Below are 19,804 nucleotides of genomic sequence, written 5' to 3'. Positions count from 1 at the left end.
CTCGTCACGCCCACGCGCCTTGACCGGGTGAAATGGCAGCGCGTGGGTGCCGTGCCCGAACGCAAAGGCGCCCTCGGCGTGCGTATCGGCATGCTCGAACACCCGATTGACCGCGGCAACCAAGGCCTGGGTCGAACGGTAATTGGTGTCCAGGGTCCAGGTGGGTTGGCTAGCGCTGTCGCGGGCGCGCAGATAGGTGTGGATGTCCGCGCCGCGGAATCCGTAGATGGCTTGCTTGGGGTCGCCGATCAACAGCAAGCCAGTACGCTCGCGCTCGGCATAGATGCGCCGGAAGATGCGCCATTGCAGCGGGTCGGTATCCTGGAACTCGTCGATGAGCGCGATGGGATATTGCTTGGCGATGGTATCGGCGAGGCGCGAGCCGGTGTCGCTGTTCAGCGCGCTGTCGAGTCGCCGCAGCATGTCATCGAAGCCGAGCTGGGCTCGCCGTTGCTTGGTCTGCTCCAGTCGCCGGGCAACCCATACGGTGGCCTGGGCCAATACATCCGCTTGCAGGGGTTCCAAGGGGGTGCGCGCATCCAGACTATCGGCGATGGCGGCGAAGGCCGGGTGTGTGAGCGGTTCGGCGTTCTTGTTCTTGGCCCCGATCAGATAGGGCTGTGCGTAGCGCTCCAGATGGACGGGGGCGTCCGCTTCGCCTTGAGCCCAGAGGCGCAATTGGGCAAGGTCGGCGATCACGCGTTCACGGCGCATCTTGGTGCCGTTGAGCGCGCCCGCTTGCAGTGCCTGCGCGAACATGGCCTCGATGGTGTCGATATCAGCCAGCCACGCGGCGCGCGCAGTGTCCTCGGCGGCCTGCGCGGTGACGATGCGTTGCTGGAAGCGGGCAAGCACCTGCGTATCATCGGATAGGGGATGCCCATCCAGGCGCACATTTTCCAGTGGCTGACGCAATAGCGGGCGCAATGCTTTCTGCAACGCCGCCGGGTCGCGCCACCATCGGCTGATCAGCGCCGCGCCCGCGCGATCCAGGGCAAAGAAATGGCTACGCCAATAGTCGCGCACGGTTTCGGCGAGCAGTTCGCTTACGTCGGTGTTGGTGTCCTGCACGAACGCGTGGCCGCTATCGAAGGCATGCTGGGCGAGCATGCGCTGGCACCAGGCATGGATAGTGTGGATGGCGGCCTCGTCCATCCATTGCGCGGCCAGCTCCAGTTGACGCGCAGCGCGTGCGCGTTCGTCATCACTGGCGTGCGCGGCGATGAGCTCGCGCAGAAAGTCGTCCGGCTCGCGGCGCCCGCGAAAGGCTTCGGCGGCATCGGCAAGGCGTTCACGTATGCGTTCGCGCAGCTCCGCCGTGGCCGCCTTGGTAAAGGTAAGCACCAGGATCTGTCCCGGCAGCAAGGATGTGCCGTTGGGGTTTCCGTGGCCGAGCACCAGGCGCAGGTAGAGCGCGGCGATGGTCCAGGTTTTGCCCGTGCCGGCACTGGCTTCGATGAGCTGGATGCCATCCAGTGGGAGTTGCAGCGGTTGCAGTGTCCTTGGCGCATTCATGCGTCGTCTCCCAGCATGGCGATGTCCACCAGTGGGCGGTACAGCGCCAGCCACTGCTCGAAGCCGGCCTGAAGTAACGTGTCGAAGCGCGGCCAGGCGCGCGCAAGGTAGGCATCTTCTTGCACTTCGCCCACGCCAGGTCCGAAGCCGCTGCCTTCATAAGCCATCTGCGCCTGTTTGCGTGCCTTCTCCGTGTCGTCCCGATGCTGAAGCCAGGCGAATGCCGTTTTGCGCGCGAGCGGGAGCGGAGCATGCATGCCGGTGCGCAATGCGTCGGCCAGTGCCTGTAAATGCTGGTCGGCTTCCTGGGCGTCGAGCGCGCGCAGAATCACCTGCGCATCGAGCGCGATCACGCGGGTTTGCATGCTCAGGCCTTGCGCATGCGCCAGCAGGTGCACGATCCACGCACCGAGCAGTTTGTCGTAACGCAGTCCACTGGGCTTTTGCAGGAGCTTGCCGGCGGCAAGCTCCAAGCGAGCGTAGGGTGTGCTGTCACCGCGACGCAGATCGGTAAGCCAGTCTTCCACGCGCATATCGTGACCGGCCCACTGCAGTTCGATCTTGTCGTCCAGGGACGGCCAGCGCGTGCAGGCCGCCAACCAGGCAGCAGAAAGCTCGCGCCCCTCACGGGCGAGCGCATCGCGACTCAGTTCACCAAAACCGCCCGGTGGCAGCACGCCTTGTTGCACCAGTCGCTGGGTGGCGTCGTCCACGGCATGGCCGACAAGGCCGGCGTGAATGGCGGCGCGTGTCACGGTGGCGGCGGCGAGGTGGCGCTCCAGTGCATTCAGTGCAAAGGGTTCGTCGTCGAGCGCTTCCTGGTCCAGCTCGCCGAAGTGCACTTTCAGGCGTTGATTGAAGAAGTAGCGCACCGGGTTGCGGAGAAAGGCTTGCAGCGGCGCGATGCCCAACGGTGCGTCCGGCTCCCATGCGGCGAGGGGGGCCTGATGGGGCCGAGGCGCTTGGTCACGATGCGCCTGGCGCCACTCGCTGGCATAGGTGAACAGGCGCGTATCGGCATCCGCGCGGAAGTAGCGAGGGCTAAACGCTTGCAGCGGATGCACCGTGGTCAACGCATCGAGTAGACGTTGGCCGGCGCCGTCGTCGAAGGGGTCGTCGCCTTCGGCATACCAGCCGGCCGCGAGGTAGTCGCGAAGCTGGCCCACCAGCACGGAGGGCGGCAGGTGCGTGTTGTCGCGCACGTTACGGCCGACCCAGCTGAGATAGAGCGTGTCGCGGGCCGACACCAGCGCTTCAAGGAACAGGTAGCGATCATCCTCGCGCCGCGAACGATCGCCCGGCCGGGCATGGCCGGGTTGAGCCATCAAGTCGAAATCAGCGGGTGCCTGCTGGCGCGGGTAGTCGCCATCGTTCATGCCCAGCAGGCACACCACGCGAAACGGAATGGCGCGCATCGGCATCAAGGTACAAAAGCTCACCGCGCCGGCCATGAAGCGTTGCGAGAGGCGGCTTTCGTCGATGGACTTGAGCCAATGCTCGCGCACGATGTTCAGTGGCAGCGGTAAGGCGAAGTCGGCTTGATCGCAGGCATCGCGCCACTCATCCAGCGCATCGGCGAGCCGGGCCAGGCGATCGCCATCCCCAGGGTCGGCGGGATCGAAGAAATCCAACAGCAGGGTTTGCAGGCGTTGCTGCCATTGCTCAGGCGTTGCCGGCTCGCGCAGCAGTTGCCAGTAATGCTCCAGCCGGTCGAGCAGGGCGGCCAGTGGGCCGACCATGGCCGCGTCCAGGCCACCGACTTCGTCGTAAGGGGCAATGTCCTGCCAGGTCTCGCCATCGCCAACGGCGTAGCCGAGCAACATGCGACGCAGTCCCCAGCGCCAGCTGTTCTGCGACAGCCCGGGCAGCTCCAGGCTCTCCCTCTGCGCGGGATCGAGACCCCAGCGAATGCCGGCGCCTTCTATCCAGCGACGCAGCACCGGCAGGCCGGCTTCGTCCATGTGGAAGTGCGCGCGCAAGGCTGGTACATCGAGCAGATCGAGCAGGTCGCTGACGGCAAAGCGCGATTCGGGCAAGGACAGCAGGTGCTCCAGTGCCACCATCAAGGGCACGGCACCGCGTGAAGGTTGATCGGCTACCGAATAGGGAAGGTAGCGTGCATCGGTTTTTGCCAATCGGCCGAACACGGCCTGCACGTGTGGCGCATAGGTCTGGATATCCGGCACCATCACGATGACATCGCGGGGCGATAGGGGGTGTCCGTTATGGGCGGCGCGATCGAACAGGGCGAGCAACTGGTCGTGGAGGATCTCCACTTCGCGCTGCGGGCTGTGCGCTACCTGGAAATGCAGCGAATGATCGGTCTCGCGCCAGGGTTTGCGCGCGCTGGGCGCGTCCGGCAGGGGTTCCAGGTCGAGAATGGATTGCTGGACCTGGCTCAGCAGGCTGTCGTTATCGGTATCGACGAATACGTCGATGCTGCGGTTCCAGGTCGCAAAGCGCTGCCGATAGGCGGCGGGCTGATCCACCGCATCGAGCAGGCGGATGTAGTCGCGCCCCTGGCGTCCCCAGGCCGCCAGCAGCGGGTTGGCATGCAGGTGCAGATCTTCGTAGCGCGGCTCCGCGGGCAAGCCCGGCTTGTTGGCATGGCGGCGCTGGGCGGCCTTGAGCAATTCGCGGTCTTCGATGATGTCGGCCCAATAGTGCCGGCAGGGGTTGGCTACCAGCAGCAGTACCTGGCTGAAGCGGGATAGCGCGGTCAATGCTTCCAGCGTCTGCTGGGGCAGCGATGAAATGCCGAACACCACGATGCGCCGTGGCAACCCGGCCGGGCGTGTTTGCATGCGCGCGATCTGTTCGAGAAAGGTGCGATGCACGGCGGCACGGTGGTTGTGGCGCTCCTCGCCTACGTCGTCCAGCAGCAGCTGCCACAAGCGTGCCTGCCAGCGCTGATCATCGGGCAGCGGCGTGCGAAGCCCGCGCAATTCGTCGCCAAGTGAATCGTTGCCGTGCTCCCAGTCCATCAGCCAGTCGGCACGATACACCTGGTATTGGTCGAACAGGTCGGCCACGCGTTCGGCCAGCTGGAAGCGCTTGCGTTCGTCGTGGTCGTCGCGCAGGAAGTCGCGCAACGGGGCGAAATCCGTTTCGTGAAGGTGTTGCGGCAGCAGGCGCAAAAGTCGCCAGCTGAGGCGGGATTTATCGAAGGGCGACGTGGTGGGCACCGCCTCGCGGCCGAGCACGCTGCGATAGGCCATCCACAGGAAGCGACCGGGGAGCTGAACATCGATTGCTGCACTCACCCCCAGGCCACCTTCGCCGATGGGCCGCGCCAGTGCCCATTTCAGCCACTGCGCGATGCCGTTGCTTTGCACCAGCATCAGTTCGTCTTCCAGCGGCCGCAGCGGCGCGCGCGCCAGCCAGGCGGTCAGCAGGTCGCGCAGGTCTTCCATGCGGTTGCCATGGATCACCATCAGACCCGGCTCGATCGGGTCTTCCAGGGGCAGGTCCAGGCTGTGGCTCACGGCAGGCAACGGTTGGCTGTACTCATGCGGGCATTCTCGCCGAGCGGGCGAGCGATGTCCCGTATCTTGCCCTGGCGCCGTCCCAGCTCTTGAGACGGTGCCCTTGCCGCAGGTCAAAAGGTGTAGCGCACCCGCCCGTACCAGTAGGCGCCATTGCTGCCGATGGGCGAAATCACGTCGTAGGGAAAATTGCCGCCGTAGTTGATGTCGCTGTTGGAGCGGGTGGGATACTGGTTGGTGATGTTGTCGCCGCCCAGGGCGACACTCAGCTGCGAGGTGAGGTGGTACTCCACCTCGGCATCGAGCTGGAAGCGTGGTACGTAGGTTTGCGTGGGTACGTAACCGTCGCCGAAGTCGAACACGCGCGTGGTGGCGCCTTGCCGGGTGACCCGGCTGAGCAGGCTCCAGCGTGCGTTGTCCCACTTGGCGGTAAAGCTGCCGCGCTGGCGCGGCGCGGCGTCGGTAAGCGTATTACGCGCCTCCACGCCGAACAGCACGTTGTCCGCGCCGGCCGCGATGAGCTGCGGCGGGGTGGCCTCCACGCTGCGGATCTGCGTGTTGTTGTGGCTGTAGGCCAGGGTTAGCAGCAGGTTGCCACCGGCCACGCTGGTCCGGTAATTGCCGACCAGTTCGGCGCCGCGCGTGATGGTGTTCACCGCATTGGTGAAGAACTGCACGCTCTGCACACCGGCGATACCGAACTGTTGCTGGATATAGGCCTCCAGGCCGTCGTTGTCGATGGTTTCGGAGAGCGTGACGCGGTGATCGATGGCGATCTGGTAAACGTCGAGCGAGAAGTCGAAGGCGCTGCCCAACTGCCCGGTGAGCCCCACGCTGAAGTTGCGCGATTTCTCCGGCTTCAGCGGCTGCGCGCCGAGGCCTTGCGCCAGCGGATTGTTCACCGACAGGATGCGGCCGGTTACCAGGCGTCCGTCCGCGCCGTAGCCGGTGGTGGTGGCCTCGTAGCCGATCTGGCTGAGCGAGGGCGCGCGTAGGTTGTTGGATGCCGCGCCGCGCAGGGCAAAGCCCGGCGTGAACTCCCATCGCGCGCTGAGCTTGCCGCTCCAGTTGCCACCAAAATCACTGTAGTGCTCATAGCGCCCGGCCGCATCGACGAAGAAGTTGTCGGTGACATCGCTGGACAGTTCCACATAGGCCGCCTGCACGTTGCGCGATAGATCGGCGACATCTTGCGGTTGCAGGCCGCCGCCCGCCTGGGCGCCGGCGGGGGCGTCGATGGGTCCGACGGCATAAGAGGCGGGATCGCCTGCACCCGTGCGGAAATTCTCATGGCGGTACTCGGTACCCACGGCGAGTGTCACCGGGCGACCGCCCAGCTCGAAGGGGCGGCTGGCGTCGAGGTTGGCCGTGGCCTGGTCGAAGGTGTAGTTGCCGATATGGAAATAAGTGGGACTGGCCGCGCCCAACGAGGCGTTGAGCGAATGGCGCAGGTCGTAGTCGAAGGCGTTGCTGCCCCAGTTCAGGCTGCCGTCGTAGCTCCATTCGCCGAGGTTGCCGCGAAGGCCGCCGGCGGTCTGCACGTCGCGGTTGTGACCTATCGATTGGGGCAGGTAGCCATCAGGGTAGATCGAGGGGATGTTGGCGTCGCTGTCGGGGTAGCGGAAATAGTTGTCGCCGACGGTGTGGCGCTGGGTATAGGTGCCGAACCAGTACAGTCGCGCATTCTCGTTGAGCGGCAGCTCGCTGTTGAACCAGCCGTTGTAGCTCTCATTGGGGGGATCGCCGGCGGCATAGTTGCGCTTGCCCTGCAGCGCAAGGTTGGCGGGTGTCGGGTCGGCGATGAAGTCGGGCACGGTGTCGTAACCGGCGCGATTGGTACCCGCGTGGTGGCTGGTTTCCACACCGGCGTGGAAGAAGCCGGTGCCGCCGAGCGTGCTGCCGAAGTCCGCGCTGGCGTAACCGCCCTGACCGTCGGTGATGGCGCGGTCGGTAGGGCTGAAGTGGGTGTGGTACGCGCCGTAGGTGGTGTTTACCTCGCCGCCCTGGGGCGCGTCCTTGAGGATGATGTTGACCACGCCGGCGATTGCATCGGAGCCGTACTGCGCGCCGGCACCGTCGCGCAGCACTTCCACGCGCTTGATGGCGCTGATCGGGATGGCGTTGAAATCCACCGGCGTGGTGCCGTTGCCGATCTTGGTGTCGGTATTGACCAGGGCCGACGTGTGGAAACGCTTGCCATTGACCAGTACCAGCACCTGGTCCGGTGACAGGCCACGCAATTGGGCCGAGCGCACGTGATCGGAGCCGCCGGAGTTGGATTGACGAGGGAAGTTGAACGAAGGCAGCAGCACGGCCAGTGCCGCGCCGAGCTCACCGTTCACCGCGCCGGCGTTGCGCAGATCCTGCTCGGTCAGCACGTCCACCGGTACGGGGGAGTCCAACGAGGTGCGATTGCTGGCGCGCACGCCGGTAACCACCACTTGGTCGAGCGTCTTGGCGGCGCCGTCGGTGGGGGCGGATTGGCCGTGGGCCATTGGCGCGGCCAGGATGGCGACGATCAGCGTGGTCAGTACGCGAGCGCGGGGCGAAGCGGCGTGGCGAAGCGGCATGAATAGGTTCCTCAGGATGCAGCGATCCATGCGCCGATCCGTAGGAGCAGCATGGGATGCCGTAGACAGTGTCGGTCGGCGCCAACGCGGCGGCGCCTGAAGTTTCAGTCGAAACAACATCGCCGCATGGGCAAGCCATGCGGCGCATGTGGGGATACAGGTAGGTTGGTTTTGCGATCCGACACGCCTGATCCCCAGGGTAAAGCTGGCAGTGGGCCCGGCACGATGGTGTGCGCCGGAAGTTATTTGTTGCATTGCGCAAGTTCTGTTGTCAATACTTTGCGTATAAAGCCGTCGAGTTTGACGGTCTATCCGTCTGGATGGCCAAAAGCGTCATAAGGAAATAACCATGCTTCATATGCGTTTCGTATCGATTGCCCTCTCCTTGGCCTTGCTCTGCGCCTGCGCAACGACAGCGCCGACCACGTCCGCCACCTTGCAGGGCGATGCGGCGCACCCGGCGCAGACGCAGGGCTGGGTGGAGACTCGCCTGTTCTTTGGCCTGGGTTTGGTAGGTGACGCCCATGGCGGCGTTTCCGAGCAGGGCTGGCGCGACTTCCTCGATGCGGAGGTAACGCCGCGTTTCCCCGATGGCCTCAGCGTGGTCGATGTGTACGGGCAGTGGCAGGGCAAGGAGCAGTCGACACCGGAGCGCCTGCGCTCGAAGATGTTGATCGTTGACTACCCTGACTCCGCCGCCAATCGCGCCAAGGTGGAAGCCATTCGCACGGCATGGAAGCAACGCACGGGCGATCAGTCGGTGTTGCGCGTGACCCAGCCGGCCGAGGTGTCGTTCTGATCATGCGCGCCACCACTTCCCCGCGTTGGTTCGGCCCCGGCGATCTCAATGGGTTTCTCGGGCTGGTGGTCGACAATCTGTCGATCATGGCGTTTCTGGCCACCGCGCTTATCGGCATCTTCGGGTTCCCGGCCGATATCGTGTTTCTCCATATGTTTCCGGGCACCACCTTCGGCGTGCTGCTGGGCAACCTTGCCTATACCTGGATGGCGCGCAGGCTTGCGCGACAAACCGGGCGGGACGATGTCACCGCCATGCCGCTGGGTCTGGATGCACCCACCAGCATCGGCATGGCGCTGTTGGTGCTTGGGCCGGCGTTTCTTGGCTTCAAGCAGTCGGGCCTGGATGAGCATGCGGCCGGCATCGCCACCTGGCAGCTGGGCATGGCGGCGCTGGTAATCATGGGCGTGCTGAAGTTTGTGCTGTCGTTCTTCGGCGGCTGGGTGCAGCGACATGTGCCACGCGCGGGCCTGCTGGGTTCCATCGCCGGCATCGCCCTGGTGCTGATGGGATTTTTGCCGCTGGTGGAAATTCTCAAGGTGCCGGTGGTGGGGTTCGCGGGTCTGGGCGTGGTGTTGTATGCACTGGTGGCGCGCGGAAGCATGCCGTGGCGCTTGCCCGGGGTGCTGGTGGCGTTCTTGCTGTCGGTGCTGCTGTATTACGTGCTGGGCCCGCTGGGCTGGCTGGGGGAGGGTTATCACGCACCCGTTGCCTGGCAATGGCGATTTGCATTGCCCCTGCCTGGCTTGCAATGGTTGCAGGGCGTGGGCGCGGCCATCCCGTATTTGCCGCTGATCCTGCCATTTGGCCTGTTGATGGTGGTGGGTGGCATCAATGTCACCGAGAGCGCCCGCGCGGCAGGCGACGATTACCGCACACGCGACATTCTGCTGGTGGAGGCGCTGGCCACGCTGATGGCGGGGTTTTGCGGTGGCGTGGCGCAGACCACACCGTACATCGGGCAGCCTTCGTACAAGGCGATGGGCGCGCGCAGCGGTTACACCTTGCTGACCGGCATCGTGATTGGCCTGGGCGGGGTATTTGGTTATCTGTCCAATCTGGTCGAGTTGCTGCCGCTGTCGGTGCTCGCACCCATCCTGGTGTTCGTGGCGGTGGGTATTACCGTGCAGGCGTTCGAGGCCACGCCCACGCGTTATGCGGCGGCCGTGGTGTTCAGCTTCTTCCCGGCGATTGCACGCATGGTCACCATCAAGCTCATCGATCCCACCTACGTGTCGCCCGAGCGGGTGTCCGCGCTGTTCAACGATCGCAGCCATGGCCTTTCCGAGCTTGCGGTGATCGCCGTGCTGGGTAACGGGTTCATCATCACGTCGATGATCTGGGCAAGCTTCCTCGTCGCGCTGATCGATGCCCGGCCACGGCGGGCGGCGTGGATACTGTTGCTGGGCGCAGGGCTCAGCCTGGTCGGCATCATCCACTCGGTCGAGCTGAGCGGCGGCATCTATCTGCCGTGGACGCTGGATGCGGCATCGCGCTATGTGGTCTGGCAGTTTGCCGGCGCCTATGCGGCGCTGGCGTGCGTGCTGGTACTGCTTTCATTCGCGACACAGTCCGCACCATCTCGTGTCGAGTAGGCGCGCGTTGCCGAAGTGAGAGTCGCCTCAAGGATGAGGCACGCGCGCTCTTACACAATCCGCACGCCTCGCTGCGTGGGTGGCGGGCACCGTCTAGGCGCGGTGCCCGGCCATCGCGCGGCGGGGCACCAGGTATGTTCCGGCGAGCTTAGTTGGGCAAGGCCATGCCCTGGCTGGCGGCGGTGGCGGATGGGGCGGCGGCCGTCTTGCGCATGGCGCGCTCGGCGCGTTCCAGGGCATGGCAGGCGGATTCGGCCGCGTAGCGCATCAGATAGGCCAGATGCGCCCGGTACTGCGAGCCAATGCCGTGGGCGCGGATCATGCTGGCCGCATCGGCCAGGCATTCCAGGTCGATATAGGCACGGTCGAGGTCCGCGCTGCTGGCGCATTGCACCAAGGCCTGGGTGCGGCTGGTGTCACGGGTGCGCGTGCTCACCAGGTCTTCCACCAGTCGTGCCGCCTGGCGCGCGGCGAACACCAGTACGTCGGCGGCGGCGTGCGACAGCTCCGTGTCGGACATGGTGCGATCGGTCAGCTCGACCAAACCCCGCGTAACGACGAGCAACTGGATGACGGGGTGACCCGTCAAATCTCCATGGCCCATGTTTGCCTCCCCTAGACAAAATTTTGACGGGGTATTCTCGCCGCCCTGGGGGCCGTTGTGTATCGGAAAAATGGGTGGTCCGTCGCAGACCCCGCCATGACCGGCCGCGAGGGGAGGATGCTCAGCCGACCGGGGGCGGAGTGGTGCAGGGCGTGGCGTGAGCCAGCGAGGCCAACTGGCGCCGGGTCTGGCGTATTTGTAGTTCGCCGCTGGGGTGGCGACGCAACTGGGCTCGCAACAGATGGATTTCGCGGTGCAGCCGGTCGTTCTCTTCCAGGGCTGCCTGTAGTGCCTCGGTCATGGGAATCGGGCTCCGCTCGGACGACATGGCGCTGTTCTCCCGTAAGGCTGCCGCTCGGGCGTGGCGTGCCTGACGAGGCGCAGGTTAGGCGTCGATTTTGACCGTCTGCGGACATTGCCATATCCAAATGGCTGCACGAGGGAAAGACAGCTACGTCGCCGGCTGGTGGGCTGACAGTGAATTCCTACTACAGAGCAGCCACTTTCAGCGTTGTCCGATATTTCCTGCGCGACTGCGCTCCTAGCCTTATGGGAGTTCGCTCACGGCCATGGAGTCGGCCGAGGTGGTAGGCCCTTCACGGGCTCAACGCTGTATAGACGCGCCATTTCCATGGCGGGCCGTCGGCGCCCCGACAGGAGCGCGCGGCTACCTTCACCCCGGAAGAGGCTATTCGACGTGTCGTATCAGCATCCCACAACTGAAGTGCCTGGCCGCTGGAGCGCAAAAGCTTCGACCCGGCGACGGGTGGATACCTGCGATGGTCCGCTGACGGTGGTCGGCTCCGGTTTGCCGGCGTGCGATACCGCGGTCCAACTGGTGATGGGTCCCGCCTCGCTGTCCTTGCGAGAGGAGGACGCTATCGCGCTAGCCCGGGCGTTGATGCAGGCAGTGCATGACAGGCGTGAGGCTTTTTGCCGCATGGCAGCGTCATCGCCGACCTGAGGCCTTTCATCCATAACACGACATATCAGTGCCTCATTCCCTGAGGACTTGTCCGATGCCCTTCATGGTTGCGCCGATGCGCAGGGGCCCACGGGCATGACGTTGACAGACCGAGTAGCGAATGTATGACGACCAGAATCATTCTTGCGGACGATCATCCGGTCGTTTCGCTGGGCGCCCGTGCGGTGCTCGAAAGCGATGGCCTGACTAGCGTGGTCGCTACGGCAACCTCGCCGGAGGAGCTATTGCACGTGCTCACCACGACACCCTGTGACGCTGTGGTGACCGACTACATCATGCCTTCCGCGCGGGCGATGGACGGTATGGGGTTGCTGGGCCAGCTCCAGCGACGCTGGCCATATATGCCGGTGCTGGTGATGACCGCATTGAGCAATCCGGCGATCCTTCAGTACATCCACGCATCCGGCGTACGGGCATTGGTTCACAAGTCTGACGTGCATGGCGAACTGAGCTATGCGGTGCGCGCGGTGCTGCGCGGCAAGATTTACCTTAGCCAGTGCGTGCGCGAGCAAATTAACGGTGACGTGATGTCCGATACTCCGATGCAGCCGGGCAAGATGCTGTCGCCCAGAGAGGCGGAGGTGTTGCGTCTGTTTGCCTCGGGTCGCACGGTGTCCGATATCGCCGGCCAGTTGCACCGCAGCGTCAAGACCGTCAGCGGACAGAAGAATCGCGCGATGACCAAGCTGGGTCTGCGCAGTGACGTGGATATCTATACGTACGCCCGCGAGAGCGGCCTGCTGGCATAAGGGCCGGGGCGCGTGCGCCGGCGTACCGGCGCGGCGGGCGGGCAGTCGCCAGCAACAAAAAAAGCCACTCTTTGGGAGTGGCTTTTTCGCTGATTTCTCAGGAGATTCGGTGGTGGGCGATGCAAGGATCGAACTTGCGACACCTGCCGTGTGAAGGCAGTGCTCTACCGCTGAGCTAATCGCCCGCCGAGAGCGCGCAAATATACGGGGTAGTGGGGGCTCGGTCAAGCCTTTGTGACAGAAAAAATCTCGGCGAAGGCAGTTCGGTGAAAGGTGGGCAGGTAAAATGCCCTGTTTTCCTTGAACGGGCTCGGCACATGGATTTTCTGCAGCACGAATTTGCCCACATCCTCGAAGCCCTGCACCGCTTCGAGTTCACCCCCTGGAAAATGGTGGGCTACCTGGGCTCGATCATGTTCACCAGCCGCTGGTTCGTGCAGCTGTACTACACCCGCAAGCTTAAGCGCGTCGTGATGCCGTTGTCGTTCTGGTGGCTGTCGGTGGTGGGCAGCGCCTTGCTGCTGTCCTACTTCGTATTCGGCAAGAACGACTCGGTAGGCATCCTCTCCAACTTCTTCCCCGCCTTCGTGTCGGTCTACAACCTGTTCGTGCATATGCGCGAAGTGAAGCGCCGTTCGCTGGTGGAAAGCGAAGTCTGAGCGGAAAGGCCGGCGCCTGGCGCCGGCCTTCTTCGCATGAATCAGTCGGGGTCGTAGTCGAGGTTCGGTGCCAGCCAACGCTCTGCTTCCTCGCGACTCCAGCCTTTGCGGCGAGCGTAATCGTCCACCTGTTCGCGGGTGAGGCGGCCCACTACAAAGTACTGACTGTCCGGGTGGGCGAAATACCAGCCGGATACCGCGGCCGTGGGGAACATCGCAAAACCGTCGGTCAACTCGATGCCGGTGTTGGCCGGGGCGTCCAGCAGGCGGAACAGGGTGGCCTTTTCCGTGTGGTCCGGGCACGCCGGGTAGCCGGGGGCAGGGCGGATGCCGCGGTACTGCTCGTCGATCAGGGCGTTGTTATCCAGCGACTCATCCGGCGCGAAACCCCAGAACTCGCGGCGCACCCGTTCGTGCAGGCGTTCGGCAAAGGCTTCCGCCAGGCGGTCGGCCAGCGCTTTGAGCAGGATGGCGGAGTAATCGTCGTGCGCCGCTTCGAAGCGCGCTACATGCGCGTCGATGCCGATGCCGGCAGTGACGGCGAAGCCGCCGATCCAGTCGGGCTTGTCCGCCTTTTTGGGTGCAACGAAATCGCTCAGACAAAAGTCCGGCCGTTCCACGGGCTTATCCACCTGCTGGCGCAGATGATGAAGTGTGACGGTCTCGCCATCGGCCAGTTGCACCTGGATGTCGTCGCCCACACTGGCGGCCGGCCAGAAGCCGATCACGCCGCGCGCGGTAAGCCAGCGCTCGGCAATAAGCTGGTCCAGCATGGCTTGCGCGTCCTTGAACAGCTCGCGCGCCTGCGTACCGACGATGTCGTCGTCCAGAATCGCCGGGTAGCGACCGGCCAGTTCCCACGCATTGAAGAAGGGCGACCAGTCGATGTACTGACGCAGCTCGGCCAGGTCGTAGTGATCGAGCACCGTGATGCCGGGCTGGCGCGGTTGCGGCGGTTCGTAGGTGGCCCAGTCGGTGGTGAAGCGCTGGCTGCGCGCCTTGTCCAGCGATACCAGCGGCTTGCCGTTGCCGCGCTGGCGATGACGCTCGCGGACTTCGGCGTATTCGGCGCGGATCTTGGCGATGAAGTTGTCGATCAGATCCTTGCTCACCAGCGACTGCGCCACGCCAACGGCGCGCGAGGCGTCCTTCACCCATACGGTGGGTGATTTGTAGTGCGGCTCGATCTTGAGCGCGGTGTGCGCGCGCGAGGTGGTGGCGCCGCCAATCAGCAGCGGGATCTCGAAATTCTGGCGCTGCATTTCGCGGGCGACATGGCTCATCTCTTCCAGCGAGGGCGTGATAAGGCCGGAGAGGCCAATGATGTCAGCGTTCTCGGCGATGGCGGTTTCCAGGATCTTCTGCGCGGGCACCATCACGCCAAGATCGATCACGTCGAAGTTGTTGCAGCGGAGCACCACGCCGACGATGTTCTTGCCGATATCGTGTACATCGCCCTTGACCGTGGCCATCACGATCTTGCCATTGGATCGACTGGCTTCGCCGGTGCGTGCTTTTTCTTCTTCGATATAAGGGATGAGGTGCGCCACGGCTTTCTTCATCACGCGGGCGGATTTCACCACCTGGGGCAGGAACATCTTGCCGGCGCCGAACAGGTCGCCGACCACGTTCATGCCGTCCATCAGCGGACCTTCGATGACGTCCAGCGGGCGCGTGGTGGCGACGCGCGCGGCCTCGGTGTCCTCGATCACGTACTGGTCGATGCCATGCACGAGGGCGTGGCTGAGGCGTTCGCGCACCGGCTTGTCGCGCCACGCCAGGTTCTCGACGACAACCTCGCCTTTCTTGGCTTTGTAGTTGTCGGCGATTTCCAGCAGGCGTTCGGTGGCATCGGGGCGGCGGTTGAGCACCACGTCTTCGACGCGCTCGCGCAACTCGGTGGGCACGTCATCGTAGATCAACAAGGCGCCGGCGTTGACGATGCCCATGTCCATGCCGGCCTTGATGGCGTGATACAGGAACACCGAATGGATTGCCTCGCGCACCGTATTGTTGCCACGGAACGAGAACGATACGTTGGAGACGCCACCGGAAATATGCGTGTCAGGAAAGCGGCGCTTCAGTTCGCGGGTGGCCTCGATAAAGTCCACCGCGTAGTTATTGTGTTCTTCGATGCCGGTGGCAATGGCGAAGATATTGGGGTCGAAGATGATGTCTTCCGGCGCAAAGTCCAACTCGCGAGTGAGCAGCTCGTAGGCGCGCGAACAGATTTCGACCTTGCGCGCGCAGGTATCGGCCTGACCTTGTTCGTCGAAAGCCATCACCACCACGGCGGCGCCGTACTGCTGCACCTTGCGGGCCTGTTCGAGAAACGGTGCCTCGCCTTCCTTCATGGAGATGGAGTTGACGATGCCTTTGCCTTGCAGACAGCGCAGCCCGGCTTCGATCACGCTCCATTTGGAGGAGTCGACCATGACGGGTACGCGGGCGATGTCCGGCTCGGCGGCGATCAGGTTGAGGAAGCGCGTCATCGCGGCTTCCGAGTCGATCAGGCCCTCGTCCATGTTGACGTCGATGATCTGCGCGCCACTGGCGACCTGCTGGCGCGCCACGTCCACGGCTTCTTCGTAGCGATCTTCTTTGATGAGCTTGCGAAATTGCGCGGAGCCGGTGACGTTGGTGCGTTCGCCCACGTTGACAAACAGCAGATCGGGCGTGATGACCAGCGGCTCAAGGCCGGAGAGGCGGGTGTGGCGAGACATCATTGGAGCTCAGGCGGCCTTGGCGTGATCGGAGGGGAGCGCGCGCGGCGCGATGTCGCGCACGGCGTCGGCGATGGCCTGGATATGGGCCGGGGTAGTGCCGCAGCAGCCGCCGACCAGGTTGACCAGCCCATCGCGCGCGAAGCCGGCGATCACGGATGCCATCTGCTCGGGCGTTTCGTCGTATTCGCCAAACGCATTGGGCAGGCCGGCGTTGGGATGCGTGCTGACGAAGCAGTCGGCGGTATCGGCCAGCACCTGCACGTGCGGGCGCAGGTCCGACGCGCCCAGCGCGCAATTGAGTCCCACCGACAACGGGCGCGCGTGATTCACCGAATAGTAGAAAGCCTCGGCGGTCTGGCCTGACAGCGTGCGTCCCGACCGGTCGGTGATGGTGCCGGAGATCATGACCGGCAAGCGCACGCCGCGCTGGTGGAACAGCTCGCTCAGCGCGAACAGCGCGGCCTTGGCGTTAAGCGTGTCGAAGATGGTCTCGACCATGATGACATCGGCGCCGCCATCGATGAGCCCATGGGCGGCCTCGGTGTAGTTGAGCACCAATTCTTCGAAGGTGACGTTGCGAAAACCTGGATCATTTACATCCGGGGAGAGCGAGGCGGTGCGGCTGGTAGGGCCAAGCACGCCGATCACGAAACGCGGCTGCTCGGGTGTCTTGGCCTCTGCCGCGTCGCAGGCGGCGCGCGCTATGCGGGCGCCTTCAAGGTTCAATTCGTAGGCTAGGTGTTGGAGGTGATAGTCGGCCTGGCTGATGCGGGTGGAGTTGAAGGTATTGGTTTCCACCAGGTCGGCACCGGCCGCCAGATAAGCGTCATGCACGCCGCGGATCACCTCGGGCTTGGTCAGCGTCAGCAGGTCGTTGTTGCCCTTCAGATCGCAGTCGCCGGGATGATCGTGCGCATGCGTGCTGTCGTGCCCCTGCGCAAAGCGCTCGCCGCGAAAGCCCGTTTCGTCCAGCTGATGGCCTTGCAGCATGGTGCCCATGCCGCCGTCGATGATGAGGATGCGTCGGCGCAACTGCTGCTGTAGCAGGGCGACGCGTTCGGGATGAAGCCAGGGCAGCGAACTCATAGATAGAACTCCCGAATCTCAGGGCTTGCGCGCGAGCAGGCTGATGACTTCAAAGTGCGGTGCCTTGCGCTCGCGGCTCAGGCGCGTACAGCTCAATACGTCCAGCCCCGCGCTCTTGGCGAAGTCGCCCAGATCGGCCGAGGCAAAACCAAGGTTGCGGTGATCGAACGGTTCGACTACCGCGCGATGATCGTGCTTGCCCAGCGTCACGGCGAGCAGGCGACCACCGTGGCGTAACAGGCGCGCCGCTTCGGCCACGGCTTGTGCGGGCTGTTCGGCATAGGTGAGGGCGTGCAGCATCAACACCAGGTCGAAGCGACGGTCGCCCAGGTCCAGCGCGTGCATGTCGCCCTGGCGCACTTCGACATTCGTGAAAGGCTTCAGGCGCTGGGCCGCGGCCTCCGCCACCCGTTCGCTGCTATCCACGCAGACGATGGAGCGCGCGTGCGGTGCGAGCAGTTCCGCGGTGATGCCGTCGCCGGAGGCGATATCCAGCACGTCGCCGGTTTCCAGCAACTGGAGCAGCGAGCGGGCGAGTGTTTCCCAGGTACGGCCAGGGGAGTAGTGGCGTTCCATGTCGCCGGCCACGGTATCGGCCCAGCCCTCCTCGCGGGCGCGCTGCGCCAGTACGCTGGGCAGGCGGTCGGCGTCTTCGCGCAGCAGCGCGTCGTCGATGCTCTCGCGCAGAGACTTCAGCAAGGCCTGCTGGCGCTCGTCGGTCTCGCTGTTGGCACGGTAGTAGGCGGAGACACCCGCGCGGCGGTCGCGTACGAGGTCGGCCTCTTTGAGCTTGGCCAGATGGGTGGATACGCGGGGCTGCGCCAGATGCAGCACCGAGGCCAGCTCCGCTACGGTCAGTTCCTCGCGTTCCAGCAGGGCGAGCAGGCGCACGCGGGTGGGATCTGCCAGCAGCCGGAGCACGCTAGAGGCGGTCGCCAGATCCATGATTATCCTTATATCGCGATACAGAGATGCATAAGGCTAGGTCCGGGCGGGGAGGACGTCAAGCACTGCGCTGCAACGGGGCGTCCACGCGCCCCGAGGATTCGGGCGTGCACCTGTTCGCGGGGACGCGAAGGGGCCCCGGGAGCTGGCCGACGTTACGTTCGCCCAAGTGGCCGGCGTGCTGCGACCGCACAAGGGGTGTCGGCGCAAGCAGGCTAAAATAGCCGGCTTACTCCTCCCCTTTGGAGCCATTCATGGATTTCCGCTTTACCGACGACCAGCTGTCCATTCAGGCCATTGCCCGCGACTTTGCGCAAAAGCGCATCGTGCCGGTGGCGGCGGAGCTGGACGAGAAAGGGGAGTTCCCGCTGGACAACATCCGCGAGATGGGGCAGTTGGGCCTGATGGGCATCGAGGTGCCCACCGAGTACGGTGGCGCGGGCATGGACCCGATCGCCTACGTACTGGCGATGATCGAGATCGCCGCGGCCGACGCGGCCACCGCCACCGTCATGTCGGTGAACAACTCGCTGTTCTGCACCGGCATTCTCAAGCATGGCACCGAGGAACAAAAACAGAAATACGTGCGCGCCATCGCCCAGGGCGAAGGCATCGGCGCTTATGCGCTGACCGAGCCGCAATCGGGCTCGGATGCTTCGGCCATGCATACGCGCGCCACCAAGAACGCCAACGGCGACTGGGTGATCAACGGCAAGAAGAGCTGGATCACCTCCGGCATGGTGGCGCGCTACATCATCCTGTTCGCCATCACCACGCCCGGCATCGGTGCCAAGGGTGTATCGGCCTTCATCATCGATACGCAGCTGCCAGGTTTCCATGCCGGCAAAAGCGAGCCCAAGCTGGGTATCCGCGCCTCGGCCACCTGCGAAATCGAGTTCACCGATTACGTGTGTCCCAAGGAGAACTTGCTGGGCGACGAAGGCAAGGGCTTCGCCATGGGCATGAGCCTGCTCGACGCGGGCCGCATCGGCATCGCCTCGCAGGCCGTGGGCATCGCGCGGGCGGCGTATGAGGCGTCCTTGCAGTGGTCGCGCGATCGCAAAGCCTTCGGGCAGCCGATCGGCACCTTCCAGATGACGCAGGCCAAGATCGCAGACATGAAGTGCAAGCTCGACGCCGCCATGCTGCTGACGTTGCGCGCCGCCTGGGCCAAGGGCGAGGCGGAGAAGAACGGCGGTCGCTTCGGCACCGAGGCTTCCATCGCCAAGCTCACCGCCTCCGAGGCGGCCATGTGGATCTCGCATCAGGCCGTGCAAATTCACGGTGGCATGGGTTACTCCAAGGAGATGCCGCTGGAGCGCTACTTCCGCGATGCCAAGATCACCGAGATCTACGAGGGCACCAGCGAAATCCAGCGCATCGTGATCGCCCGCGCCGAAACCGGCCTGCGCTGATCCACGCTTGAACCACGCTCGGCCGGGTTGCTCGGCCGGGCGTTTTTTATGGGTGCGTCATTTGGGTATTTGACCCGGGGGGGGCGATTCGCAAATACTTGCGACCATCCAGGGAGTCAGGTCCCCTCGCGCCACGGATGGCGCTACTCCTTGCATGGTTCATGCTTTACGTCGGCTAGTTGTCAGGGCAACTTAGGGCGTTATCTCGCCGTCGATCGATTCTCGCGAGTCTTTGCGTGCGCTCTAGCGCAAACCGCACTCCAGCATCCACCCATACCACGCCGTGGTGCTAATGGCGCGCGAACAGCCGCGCATAATCACCATTACCGGCTGGCCTTGCGCACCCAGCGCGGCAACGCGCGCCGCCATGCCGATCCGCCGCGCGTCTTGTCCCATGGAGCGGCTACGACGGCAGGTAGTACTGCAGCCACCGGCACGGATGGGCGCAGCAGCGTTGACGGTCCATCGCCGTGTCGGCATGCCTAGGCGTACGGTTCGGCCGACACTGACAGCACGCGCGGCCTTCTCCGGATGGGTCACGCGGCCCGCTGGCCTCATCGTAGTGCGTTCCTGCCAGCTACACAGGGACCGCCGATGGCGCGCCCATCCGATCTGCGTTTCACCTTTCACCCGGCCCACGGACCGGCCCTCGATGTCGTCCGCTTTACCCT

Annotated in this window: 14 protein-coding genes and 1 tRNA gene; 5 read left to right on the top strand and 10 right to left on the bottom strand. The window is 64.4% G+C overall.

Annotated elements, in window-relative coordinates; translation table 11 throughout:
- From JHD67_RS17865 to JHD67_RS17855, 3 genes are all read right to left on the bottom strand, one after another.
- Positions 1 to 1,515: UvrD-helicase domain-containing protein (locus JHD67_RS17865; protein ID WP_199100547.1), on the bottom strand; the 1,515-nt coding region annotated here is incomplete at its 3' end.
- Positions 1,512 to 5,000, bottom strand: coding sequence for an exodeoxyribonuclease V subunit gamma (gene recC / locus JHD67_RS17860; RefSeq protein WP_199100546.1), 3,489 nt, complete (start codon positions 4,998 to 5,000; stop codon positions 1,512 to 1,514). The genes recC and JHD67_RS17865, both read right to left, overlap by 4 nt.
- A gap of 113 nt (positions 5,001 to 5,113) precedes the next feature.
- Entirely contained in the window at positions 5,114 to 7,570 is a 2,457-nt protein-coding gene (locus tag JHD67_RS17855; protein WP_199100545.1) for a TonB-dependent receptor, read from the bottom strand.
- A gap of 349 nt (positions 7,571 to 7,919) precedes the next feature.
- Here JHD67_RS17855 and JHD67_RS17850 point away from each other — a divergent pair, with 349 nt between their 5' ends.
- A complete protein-coding gene (locus JHD67_RS17850) occupies positions 7,920 to 8,369 on the top strand; it encodes a DUF3574 domain-containing protein (RefSeq protein WP_199100544.1) in 450 nt (149 codons plus the stop codon).
- 2 nt (positions 8,370 to 8,371) lie between these two features.
- On the top strand, positions 8,372 to 9,964 hold the full coding sequence (locus JHD67_RS17845) for a hypothetical protein (RefSeq protein ID WP_199100543.1): 1,593 nt from the start codon (positions 8,372 to 8,374) through the stop codon (positions 9,962 to 9,964).
- Positions 9,965 to 10,112: 148 nt separating this feature from the next.
- Here JHD67_RS17845 and JHD67_RS17840 read toward each other — a convergent pair whose 3' ends face one another.
- Positions 10,113 to 10,568 carry a hypothetical protein gene (locus JHD67_RS17840; RefSeq protein WP_199100542.1) on the bottom strand — a complete coding sequence of 152 codons (456 nt, stop codon included), beginning with the start codon at positions 10,566 to 10,568 and terminating at the stop codon, positions 10,113 to 10,115.
- A gap of 121 nt (positions 10,569 to 10,689) precedes the next feature.
- Positions 10,690 to 10,869, bottom strand: coding sequence for a hypothetical protein (locus tag JHD67_RS17835; RefSeq protein ID WP_199100541.1), 180 nt, complete (start codon positions 10,867 to 10,869; stop codon positions 10,690 to 10,692).
- 788 nt (positions 10,870 to 11,657) lie between these two features.
- Here JHD67_RS17835 and JHD67_RS17830 point away from each other — a divergent pair.
- The gene (locus JHD67_RS17830) at positions 11,658 to 12,302 is read left to right on the top strand and encodes a response regulator transcription factor (protein WP_199100540.1); all 645 of its coding nucleotides are present in this window, start codon (positions 11,658 to 11,660) and stop codon (positions 12,300 to 12,302) included.
- A 110-nt stretch (positions 12,303 to 12,412) separates the two neighbouring features.
- Here the strand turns inward: JHD67_RS17830 and JHD67_RS17825 are convergent.
- Positions 12,413 to 12,487 (bottom strand) — tRNA-Val (locus JHD67_RS17825).
- Positions 12,488 to 12,619: 132 nt separating this feature from the next.
- On the opposite strand from JHD67_RS17825, the gene JHD67_RS17820 reads away from it, so the two are divergent.
- Complete coding sequence (locus JHD67_RS17820; RefSeq protein WP_199100539.1) at positions 12,620 to 12,961, top strand: lipid-A-disaccharide synthase N-terminal domain-containing protein; 342 nt, start codon at positions 12,620 to 12,622, stop codon at positions 12,959 to 12,961.
- A 41-nt stretch (positions 12,962 to 13,002) separates the two neighbouring features.
- Here the strand turns inward: JHD67_RS17820 and metH are convergent, their stop codons facing one another.
- From metH to JHD67_RS17805, 3 genes are read right to left on the bottom strand one after another with little or no spacing between them, the layout of a single operon-like run.
- Complete coding sequence (gene metH / locus JHD67_RS17815; RefSeq protein WP_199100538.1) at positions 13,003 to 15,687, bottom strand: methionine synthase; 2,685 nt, start codon at positions 15,685 to 15,687, stop codon at positions 13,003 to 13,005.
- A 6-nt stretch (positions 15,688 to 15,693) separates the two neighbouring features.
- Positions 15,694 to 16,773 (bottom strand): homocysteine S-methyltransferase family protein, encoded by a 1,080-nt coding sequence (locus tag JHD67_RS17810; RefSeq protein WP_199100537.1) that lies wholly within the window; start codon positions 16,771 to 16,773, stop codon positions 15,694 to 15,696.
- Positions 16,774 to 16,791: 18 nt separating this feature from the next.
- The gene (locus JHD67_RS17805) at positions 16,792 to 17,718 is read right to left on the bottom strand and encodes a metalloregulator ArsR/SmtB family transcription factor (protein ID WP_199100536.1); all 927 of its coding nucleotides are present in this window, start codon (positions 17,716 to 17,718) and stop codon (positions 16,792 to 16,794) included.
- Between the two features lie 254 nt (positions 17,719 to 17,972).
- On the opposite strand from JHD67_RS17805, the gene JHD67_RS17800 reads away from it, so the two are divergent.
- A complete protein-coding gene (locus tag JHD67_RS17800; RefSeq protein ID WP_199100535.1) occupies positions 17,973 to 19,133 on the top strand; it encodes an acyl-CoA dehydrogenase family protein in 1,161 nt (386 codons plus the stop codon).
- 243 nt (positions 19,134 to 19,376) lie between these two features.
- On the opposite strand, the gene JHD67_RS17795 is transcribed toward JHD67_RS17800, so the two are convergent.
- Positions 19,377 to 19,804 (bottom strand): hypothetical protein (locus JHD67_RS17795; RefSeq protein WP_233172018.1); only part of this gene is annotated, 428 nt, incomplete at its 5' end.

The organism is Dyella sp. ASV21, assembly GCF_016428975.1.
Lineage (GTDB): Bacteria > Pseudomonadota > Gammaproteobacteria > Xanthomonadales > Rhodanobacteraceae > Dyella.
This window is presented reverse-complemented; position numbering and strand designations above follow the sequence as displayed.